Source organism: Sphingosinicella sp. (assembly GCF_013911755.1).
Classification (GTDB): Bacteria; Pseudomonadota; Alphaproteobacteria; order Sphingomonadales; family Sphingomonadaceae; genus Sphingosinicella.
This window is the reverse complement of record NZ_JACESP010000017.1, coordinates 83231-91840: the sequence shown is the minus strand read 5'-3', so window position 1 is coordinate 91840 and position 8610 is coordinate 83231. Positions and strand designations below refer to the sequence as shown.

General features: G+C 68.1%; 10 protein-coding genes. 4 read left to right on the top strand and 6 right to left on the bottom strand.

Features of this window, described 5'->3' with window-relative positions:
* Positions 1-231 precede the first annotated feature (231 nt).
* The 4 genes from dnaJ to H2052_RS12625 are packed head-to-tail and all read left to right on the top strand — an operon-like array spanning position 232 to position 3663.
* On the top strand, positions 232-1365 hold the full coding sequence (gene dnaJ / locus H2052_RS12640; protein WP_293782167.1) for a molecular chaperone DnaJ: 1134 nt from the start codon (positions 232-234) through the stop codon (positions 1363-1365).
* A gap of 19 nt (positions 1366-1384) precedes the next feature.
* The gene (locus H2052_RS12635) at positions 1385-2026 is read left to right on the top strand and encodes a glutathione S-transferase family protein (protein WP_293782165.1); all 642 of its coding nucleotides are present in this window, start codon (positions 1385-1387) and stop codon (positions 2024-2026) included.
* Positions 2027-2059: 33 nt separating this feature from the next.
* Complete coding sequence (locus tag H2052_RS12630; protein ID WP_293782163.1) at positions 2060-3181, top strand: DUF2157 domain-containing protein; 1122 nt, start codon at positions 2060-2062, stop codon at positions 3179-3181.
* A complete protein-coding gene (locus H2052_RS12625; protein WP_293782161.1) occupies positions 3178-3663 on the top strand; it encodes a GDYXXLXY domain-containing protein in 486 nt (161 codons plus the stop codon). Before H2052_RS12630 ends, H2052_RS12625 begins: the two co-directional genes overlap by 4 nt.
* On the opposite strand, the gene H2052_RS12620 is transcribed toward H2052_RS12625, so the two are convergent.
* The 6 genes from H2052_RS12620 to H2052_RS12595 form a co-directional block, all read right to left on the bottom strand.
* On the bottom strand, positions 3660-4151 hold the full coding sequence (locus H2052_RS12620; RefSeq protein ID WP_293782203.1) for a demethoxyubiquinone hydroxylase family protein: 492 nt from the start codon (positions 4149-4151) through the stop codon (positions 3660-3662). The genes H2052_RS12625 and H2052_RS12620 overlap by 4 nt on opposite strands.
* 41 nt (positions 4152-4192) lie before the next feature.
* Positions 4193-4657: a disulfide bond formation protein B gene (locus H2052_RS12615; RefSeq protein ID WP_293782159.1), complete on the bottom strand. Its 465-nt coding sequence runs from the start codon at positions 4655-4657 to the stop codon at positions 4193-4195.
* Positions 4650-5606, bottom strand: coding sequence for a divergent polysaccharide deacetylase family protein (locus tag H2052_RS12610; protein WP_293782157.1), 957 nt, complete (start codon positions 5604-5606; stop codon positions 4650-4652). The genes H2052_RS12615 and H2052_RS12610 overlap by 8 nt, the downstream gene beginning before the upstream one ends.
* Positions 5607-5662: 56 nt before the next feature.
* On the bottom strand, positions 5663-6982 hold the full coding sequence (locus H2052_RS12605; protein ID WP_293782155.1) for a S41 family peptidase: 1320 nt from the start codon (positions 6980-6982) through the stop codon (positions 5663-5665).
* A gap of 93 nt (positions 6983-7075) precedes the next feature.
* Positions 7076-8188, bottom strand: a complete 1113-nt coding sequence (locus tag H2052_RS12600) for a peptidoglycan DD-metalloendopeptidase family protein (protein ID WP_293782153.1) — start codon at positions 8186-8188, stop codon at positions 7076-7078.
* Positions 8188-8610 (bottom strand): 23S rRNA (pseudouridine(1915)-N(3))-methyltransferase RlmH, encoded by a 423-nt coding sequence (locus tag H2052_RS12595; protein ID WP_293782152.1) that lies wholly within the window; start codon positions 8608-8610, stop codon positions 8188-8190. The genes H2052_RS12600 and H2052_RS12595 overlap by 1 nt, the downstream gene beginning before the upstream one ends.

Below are 8610 nucleotides of genomic sequence, written 5' to 3'. Positions count from 1 at the left end.
AAGACGCAGGCGCTCGCGCAGGAAGCGATGAAGCTCGGCGAAGCGATCTACAAGGCGGAAGCCGCCGCTGCGTCACCGGAAGGTGATGCACAGGCCTCCACGTCCTCCACGGACGAGGACGTCGTCGATGCCGAGTTCTCGGAAGTCGACGAAGACAAGAAGGCGTAAAGTCAGGAACGGCGGTCATCCGGAGACGGGTGGCCGCCGTGCCAGCGGGGGCGGTCCGGGCGTATGGTTGAAGCCGATTACTACGAACTCCTTGGTGTCGATAGAAACGCCGACGGTGCGACGATCAAGTCGGCCTACCGGCGGCTCGCGATGCAGTACCACCCGGACAAGAACGGCGGCTGCACAGACGCCGAAGCGAAGTTCAAGGCGATCAACGAAGCCTATGATTGCCTGAAGGACGATCAGAAGCGCGCCGCATATGATCGCTACGGCAAGGCGGCGTTCCAGAACGGCGGCCCCGGCAACGGCGCGGGCGGCGCCGGCTTCGGCGATTTCGCCGACATTTTCGAAGGCATTTTCGGCGAATTCATGGGCGGCGGGCGCCAGCGCCAGCGCAGCAGCGCGATGCGCGGCGCGGACCTTCGCTTCGACCTGAAGCTCAGCCTCGAGGAAGCCTTCGCGGGCAACACCCGCACCATCGAGATCGACGTCGCGACGGCATGCGAGCCCTGCAATGGCTCCGGCGCCGCGCCGGGCGCCACCGCCAACACCTGCGGCACCTGCGGCGGTCATGGCAAGGTGCGCGTGCAGCAGGGCATGTTCCTCATGGAACGCACCTGCCCGAACTGCCACGGCGCGGGCCGCGTCATCTCCGATCCTTGCAAGGAATGTCACGGCGCTGGCCGCGTCGACAAGCACAAGTCGCTCGACGTGCGCATCCCCGCAGGCGTCGACGACGGCACGCGCATCCGCCTCTCGGGCGAGGGCGAGGCCGGCGCGCGCGGCGGCCCTCCGGGCGATCTCTACATCTTCGTGCACCTCGAACCGCACGACATCTTCGAGCGCGACGGCACCAATCTTTATGTGAAGGTGCCCGTGCCGATGACGCTCGCGGCGCTCGGCGGCACGATCGAGGTGCCCTCGATCGATCGGGAAGCGGTGGAGCTGAAGATCCCCGGCGGCACGCAGAGCGGCAAGCAGTTTTCGCGGCGCGGGCACGGTATGCCGCCGCTGAACGGCGGCGGGCGCGGCGACCTTATCATTGAGGTCGAGGTGGAAACGCCGACGCGGCTTTCCAAGCGCCAGCGCGAGCTCCTCGAAGAGTTCCAGGCGCTGGAGCCGGAGGCCGGAAGCTGTCCGGAAAGCCACGGCTTCTTTGCGAAGATTCGCGCCAAATGGGATGAACTCACCGAATAGCCAGGCCGAGGAGAGTGCGATGATCAAGGTTTACGGATCGACGCTGTCGCCGTTCGTTCGCAAGGTTGTCGTGGTGCTCGCCGAAAAGGGGCTGGACTACGAATTGATTCCCGCGGGCCTGCAGGCGCACAGCCCCGATTTCCTCTCGGTCTCCCCGTTCGGGAAGATGCCGGGGTTTCGCGACGGCGATTTCGCCATCTCCGATTCCTCCGCCATCGTTCACTATCTCGATGCCAAGTATCCCGAACCGCGTCTCATCCCGCAGACGCCCGAAGATCTCGGCCGCGCGGTTTGGTACGACGAGTTCGGCGACACCATCGTCACCGCCTCCGCTGGCAAGGTGTTCTTCAACCGCGTCGTCGCGCCGCGCTTCCTGAAGCAGTCCGGAAACGAGGACATGGTGCAGCAGGGGATCGCCGAACTGCCCCGCCTGTTCGACTATCTCGAAGGTGTCGTGCCGGAACCCGGCGACTTCCTCGTCGGCGGTGCGCTCAGCCTTGCCGATATCGCTGTGGCGAGCCCGTTCGTGAACCTCTCGCACTGCGCGGTCGATGTCGATTGCGCGAAGCATCCGCGCCTCGGCGCATGGCTGCCGACGATCCTGTCGCGGCCGTCGTTCGCGGCGCCGATTGTCGAGGAGACGGCATTTCTCGCCGCCTAGACAGGGCGCCCCGACTCCGCCACAGTCCGCGCCATGTCGCTGGAGAGCAAGCTCGAGGCGTGGGTCGCCGCCGGTCTCATCGATGCCGATGCCGCCGCGCGTATCCGCACCCACGAGGAGGCGAATGATCGCCCCTATGTGCTCTGGGCCATCGTCGGTCTCGGCCTGTTCGCCCTCGCGCTCGGCCTCGCGCTCATCGTCGCCGCGAACTGGGACGTCATTGCCGACTGGCTGAAACTCGGCGTCCATCTGGCGCTGACCGCCGCTGCGGCTGCCGCCGTCTGGATCGGTGCCGTGCGCGGCAATCGCTGGCTGAAGGAAGGCGCTCTGTTCCTGCTCGCGGCGCTCGTCCTCGCGGGCATCGCGCTGCACTCGCAGGTCTATCAGCTCACCGGCCCGATGTGGCAGGCGCTCGTTCCTTGGCTCATTCTGATGACGCCCGCGATGCTGGTCGCCGGCAGCACGCGGCTCGTCGCCTATGGCTGGGCGGGAATGCTGCTCTGGACGCTGGCGTCGCTGGCGCTGGAAAACGAGCACGCCGCTGGGCTCTGGTATTTCGTTCACGGCCTGGCGATCGCCGGGCCCGTGATCCTCATCGGCCTTTCGCTGCTGCCGTGGCGCAGCCGCCTCAGCTTCGCGGACGGGCTGCGCGAGGTGGGCGTGCTCATCTGGCTCGGCGGGGTGAGCTTCGCGCATTTCGTGTGGGCTGGTACGGTAACCTCTACCGAAGCCGGTGAGATGGCCGTGCGCCTTGTCGTTCCGGTGGTCATCGCAGCCGCGGCGGTCTGGGCGGGTCGCCGCTGGCGAATGATCCCGCAGGTGATGCTGCTGCCGGCCGTTGCCGCGCCGATGGCGGCGCTGCTGCTGGCAACGGTCGTTCCGCATGCGGACGGCTGGCCCGCGCGCCTCGCCGGCGCGTTCATCTACATGGCGATGTGGGGCGTCATCGCCCGCGCCGCGATCGTCTCTGGCTGGCGCGCGCTGTTCGGCGTCGCCATCGCAGCGGTCGGCATCCGCATTTTCATCATCTATTTCGAGCTGTTCGGCTCACTGGCGACGACCGGCGCCGGGCTCATCATCGGCGGCGTTCTCCTCATCGCGCTCGCCTTCGGCTGGCGGCGCGTGTTCGCGCTTGTTGGGAGGAAGCGCGCATGAAGCGTTGGCTTGCCCTTGCCCTGCTGCTCCCGCTCGTCGGCCTCCTGCTCAGCATCGCCGCGCGCGAAGCGGGCCTCTCCGGCGCGTCCGAATGGCGCATTCCGATCGCCGGCTTCGATCCGCGCGATCCCATCCGCGGCCGCTTCATCCAGTTCCGCTATGACTGGCGCGTGGCTGGCGATCCCGCCGTCTGCACGGGCACGGCCTGTGGTCTTTGCCTGTCCGAACAGGCGGGAGAGATCGTGGCGACGATGGTGGCGCCCGGCACGGTCTGTGCCGCCTATATCGATGTGAACGGCAGCAACATCAGGCGGTTGAACGTCGCACCCGGTCAGGTGCCGGACTTCTCAAGCCGCATCTTCGTGTCCGAGACGAGCGCGCCCAAGCTTGAGGACATGCTGCGCCGCGAGCCGATGGTCGTCGTCGCGCAGCTCACGCGCGGCGGCCGCCTCGTCAACGACAGGCTGGAACCGGCGAACTAAACCCGTTTGGAAATCGCGATCGCCGCCCGGCACCCTGCGCGGATTGCGGCGGAGAGCAGCGGATAGGCGGGGGCCTGCTCGGCGCCGTGCGCAATCGCCGTGTCGCGGTGCTCGCGCTCTTCCTCGGCGAACTCCTCGATGCGCGCCTTGAGCTCGGGATCGCTGTCGCCGAGCGCTTCGGCCTGCTCGGCATAGTGGCGGTCGATCTCGGTCTCGACGGCGGCGGTGCAGGCCATCGCCGCGCGCGGCCCCATCAGCGCGGTCGCCGCGCCGAGCGCATATCCGGCCACGTGCCAGAAGGGCGCCAGCGCCGTCGGCCGCACACCGCGTTCCACCACCATGCGGTTGAACACGTCGAGGTGGTGCTGTTCCTGCGCGCGCATCCGCGCGATCTCGGTGCTGTCGGGGTGGCGGTTTCCCATCACCGCGAGCTGCCCCGCATAGATGCGCGCCGCGCCATATTCGCCCGCCTGATCGACGCGCAGCATCGAAGCCGTGTCCGCGCCACGGTCTCCCGGAAGCAGGTGTTTCAGCGTTTCAGGATCAGCCACAGCGCGACTCCCGCGATCAGCCCGGAGAAAATGGCATTGTACCCGGCCATCGAAATACCCGCCAGCGACCACGCGATCTGGTCGCACTGCACGACCGGCGTCGCCATCACGTTCGAGAAGAAGTCCCCCGAACCAAGGTCGGTGGCGCTGCACGCGCTCGGGCCCTGCCACCAGCGCTGCTCGACGCCCGCATGGAACACGCCGATGCCCGCCGTAACCAGTTCCGCGAGCGCTGCGAGCAGGAGCAATGCACGCTTGCCTGCGCCCGGCACGAACAGCGCCAGGCTGGCGAGGACGAGCGCGGCGGCGTGCGGCCAGCGCTGCCAGATGCACATCTCGCACGGATGAAGCCCGCCGATATGCTGGAATGCGAACGCGCCGCCGAGCAGCGCGGCCGGCCCGAGCAGAAGAAGCAGATGCGCGCCGCGCAGCCGGTCAGCCATTGCTGGCCTTTCGTGCGACGAGGCTGGCGCCCACAAGCGTCACGCCCTCCGCTTCCAGCGCCGCCGACCAGCGCTCGATCTCGCTGATCGTCGTCGAGACGGGACGGGCATAGCCTATCGCGTAGCCGCGGCGTTTCGCCGTGGCGACGAGGGCATCGAGATTGCTGCGGATGTTCGCGGCGGTTTCCGGCTCGTCGAGAAAACGGTCGTTGGTGGCCGAGGCGAGGCCGATGGCGCGTGCTTCCTTTTCACCCACGGAGCGCCCGGAGGAGCGCGCGTCCACGTAGAAAAGCTGCTTCGCCTTCACCGCGTCGAGGACGGGACGCATCGCGGCGGCGTTTTCGGTAAAGGCGCTGCCCATCATGTTGGTAACGCCCACCGGGCCGTCCACGCGCGAAAGCGCCCAGTTCAGCCGCCGCACGTTCTCGGCAGGCGCTTCGCCCGTCAGCAGCACATTCTGCCCCGGATTGACACGCGGGTAAGACTTCGGCTGCATCGGCACGGAGAGCCACACCTCATGTCCGCCCGCCTTCGCGGCCTTGGCGAGGTCGCGCGAGGCGTCGGCGTAAGGCGAGAAGGCGAGGCTCACGGCGGCGGGCAGCCGGTCGATCGCGGCCCTCGCGGCGGGGGCATTCGGGCCAAGCTCCGTGAGCACGATGGCGACGATCGGCCCCGCCGGGATCGGCGCTGCCGGCGTGGCGGGCCGCACAGGCGGTGTTTCACCCGCCGCAAGCCGCGCCTCGTCGATCTCCGGCGTGTCGACATCGGTGACGGGAACCTGCGCGATCGGCGGGCGCAGCGTGCCTGCCGTCGCAGCGTCCTTCGCCTTCACCTTGGCTTCCGGCGGCAGCGCGCGGCGCGGCTGATCGCCGGTTTGCGCTGCGGCATGGCTCGGCGCGAGCGGCCGCAGCAGCTCGACGAACACGGTCGCAAGGCCGATGAACAGCACGGCGCCGCCAAGCGCGAGCAGCAGTCCCCGGCCCCGACGGGGGGCGATGTCTTCGCTCAGCGGGACACCTCTGCGGTCTGCACCGGCCCCAGTCGGCCGATGATTTTCATCGCGTAGTCGAGCTGGTAGTCCTTCACGCCCGCCTTTTCGAGATCGGCGGCAGTCCGCGTGAAGCGCGGATTTTCCTTGTCGTCTTCCTCGATGATCTTGTTGTCCTTCACCGCGTCGTTGCGCAGGTGCTGGCGAAGGTCTGCCTCGCGGATCACGCGGCGTTCCTTGTAATCGGCGTCCGAAAGCTGCGGCACGGTGATGTCGGGCTCGATGCCCGCTTCCTGCACGGAACGGCCGGACGGCGTGTAATAGCGCGCGGTGGTGAGCCTGAGCGCCGTGTCCTGCGTCATCGGGATCAGCGTCTGCACGGAGCCCTTGCCGAAGCTGCGCTGGCCGAGGACGAGCGCGCGGCGGTGATCCTGAAGCGCACCCGCGACGATCTCGGCGGCGGACGCCGAGCCTTCATCGACGAGCACGACGATGGGCTTGCCATTCGTATCGTCGCCCTCGCGCGCGTAGTAGCGCTGCACGTCGCCCTTGCGGCGCCCGCGCTGCGAAACGATCTCGCCGCGCTCCAGGAACGCGTCCGAAACCTCGATCGCCTGGTCGAGGAGCCCGCCGGGGTTGGAGCGCAGGTCGATCACGAAGCCGAGCAGCTTGCCGCCCGCCTGCTTTTCCATTGCCGCGATCGCCTGCCGCGTCGCTTCGCCGGTCTGCTTGTTGAACGCGGAGATGCGCAGAATGCCGATGTTGTTCTTCACTTCGGACTTCACCGGCTTCAGCGAGATGATCTCGCGCTTCAGCGTCAGATCCATCGGCTTTTGCTGGCCGGTGCGCACAACGCTGATCTTCACGGTGGTGCCGGGCACGCCCTTCATCTTGTCGACCGCGTCGTCGAGCGACAGGCCGTAGATCAGTTCCCCGTCGATATGCGTGATGTAGTCGCCTGCCTTGATGCCCGCGCGCGCGGCGGGCGTATCGTCCGTCGGCGCGATCACCTTCACCACGCCGTCTTCCTGGCTGACGGTAAGCCCAAGCCCGCCGTACTCCCCCTCGGTCTGCGTCCGCATCCGCTCGAAATTGCGCATGTTGAGGAAGCTGGAATGCGGATCGAGGCTGGAGAGCATTCCGTTGATCGCACCCTCGATCAGCTTCTCGTCGGTCACTTCGTCGACGTATTCGGCGCGCACCCGCTCGAACACGTCCATCAGCTGGTCGAGCTGACGATATGTGCTCGCCGGATTCGCCGCCTGCACGGCCGTCGTCGATGGAATGAGCGCGATCGCCACGGCGGGGATCAGCGTGTGCAAAAGCTTACGAGACATCACTTCTTCCTTGTCGTGGCCGGCGATGCGGCCCTCTCCCAGCGCGTCGGCACCATCATAGCCGCGCGTCGATGAATTGGCGAGTAACGGATTTCAGCCATCGCGACCGGTTTTGCGGACATGCGGCGCGGGATCGATCGGCCGGCCGCCCTGCCGGAGTTCGAGGTAAAGCTCGGGCTCCAGCGATCCCATGCGGCCGATCGGCGTCCCGGCTGATACCGTCTCGCCGACAAGCACATCGACGCGTTCGAGGCCTGACATCATGCTGAGCAAATGTCCGGGATGCTGGACGATGACGATATCGCCGTAGGTGCGGAAGGGGCCGGCGTAGGCGATCCGGCCCTTCGCGGGGGCGACGACCTGCGCGCCCTTGCGCGTTGCGAGCGTGATGCCGCGCGCGCGAACGCCGACGTGGCTCATGTCCGCGAAACCCTCCACGATGCTGCCCGCCGCGGGCTGCAGATAGGGGAAGGGGAGCGGTGCGGCGGCGGCGCGGGTGGGCCGGGGCGGTGCCAGCCGCCGTGCGTTCGTGCCCGCGCTGTCATCGAACGCGCCCGCAAGACCGCGCAGATCCATGGCCTTTGCGGCCAGCGTGCGCGCCCGCGCCCGCTCCTCATCGGCTTCGCGATCGAGCGAGTCGCGTTCGGCGCGGAGGTCGGCCTGCATGCCATCGAGTTGGCGAATCGCCTGCGCAAGTTCGGTGTTGGCGGCGAGCAGTTGCCGCTTCGACGAGACGAGCCGGGCCTGCACGGCGCGGGAGTCGACAAGCGCGCGCCTGTATTCGGCGGTGCGGGTTCGAAGCGCTGGTTGAACGGCTTCCAGAAGCGCGCTGACACGGGCGGTCGTGACGGCGGAGGAGGGTTCGAGGAGCACGAGCCCCGCAGGCCTGCGGCTCAGGGTCTGGAGCACAGCGAGCAGCCGGCTGATCTCGCCATGCTGCGCGGCGAGACGGGCGCGCTGCTGGCGTCGGAGCCGTTCGAGCCGGGCGGTTCCAGCCTCGATGGCACTCACGCGCGCTTCGCCGTTCTGGATGCGCCGCGCAAGCGCGATCGCGGTCTGCCGCGCCGCGCGCGCCCTGTCGTCGGCGGCGTCGGCATCGCGGCGCAGTGCAGCGGCGCGGGAGTCGGCCTTCAGCGCATCCTGCTCAGCCTTGTCCGCGGGCGCTGCCGCGGCGAGGAGCAGGAAGGCGAGGGCCGCGGCGCGCATCAGCCCTCGCGGTGGTAGGGATGACCGGCGAGGATCGACGTCGCCCGGTAAAGCTGCTCGGCAAGCATCGCGCGCACCATCAGGTGGGGCCATGTCGCCTTGCCGAAGCTGATGAGAAGGTCGGCGCCTTCTCGCGTGTCGGTGTCGTGGCCGTCGGCGGCACCGATCAGGAAGCGGGTTTCACGCACGCCATCATCGCGCCAGCGGCCGAGGCGTTCGGCAAGCGCAGTGGAGGCAAGGCTTTCACCACGCTCGTCGAGCGCCACGGTGCGGCAATCGCCGGTCGGCTGCGGCACGCGGCCGCCTTTGTCGGGAAGCTCGGTGATGCGGAACGGCCAGTTCATCCGCGCGCGGTAGCGTTCGACGAGATCGGCTTCCGGGCCGCGCCCGATGCGTCCGCGCGCGATGACATGCAGGAGCAC

What these genes read in the sequence shown, in the direction of transcription:
- dnaJ (WP_293782167.1), top strand. Translation starts at nt 232, where the DNA reads ATGGTTGAAGCCGATTACTACGAACTCCTTGGTGTCGATAGAAACGCC.
- H2052_RS12635 (WP_293782165.1), top strand. Translation starts at nt 1,385, where the DNA reads ATGATCAAGGTTTACGGATCGACGCTGTCGCCGTTCGTTCGCAAGGTT.
- H2052_RS12630 (WP_293782163.1), top strand. Translation starts at nt 2,060, where the DNA reads ATGTCGCTGGAGAGCAAGCTCGAGGCGTGGGTCGCCGCCGGTCTCATC.
- H2052_RS12625 (WP_293782161.1), top strand. Translation starts at nt 3,178, where the DNA reads ATGAAGCGTTGGCTTGCCCTTGCCCTGCTGCTCCCGCTCGTCGGCCTC.
- H2052_RS12620 (WP_293782203.1), bottom strand. Translation starts at nt 4,151, where the DNA reads ATGCTGCGCGTCGATCAGGCGGGCGAATATGGCGCGGCGCGCATCTAT.
- H2052_RS12615 (WP_293782159.1), bottom strand. Translation starts at nt 4,657, where the DNA reads ATGGCTGACCGGCTGCGCGGCGCGCATCTGCTTCTTCTGCTCGGGCCG.
- H2052_RS12605 (WP_293782155.1), bottom strand. Translation starts at nt 6,982, where the DNA reads ATGTCTCGTAAGCTTTTGCACACGCTGATCCCCGCCGTGGCGATCGCG.
- H2052_RS12600 (WP_293782153.1), bottom strand. Translation starts at nt 8,188, where the DNA reads ATGCGCGCCGCGGCCCTCGCCTTCCTGCTCCTCGCCGCGGCAGCGCCC.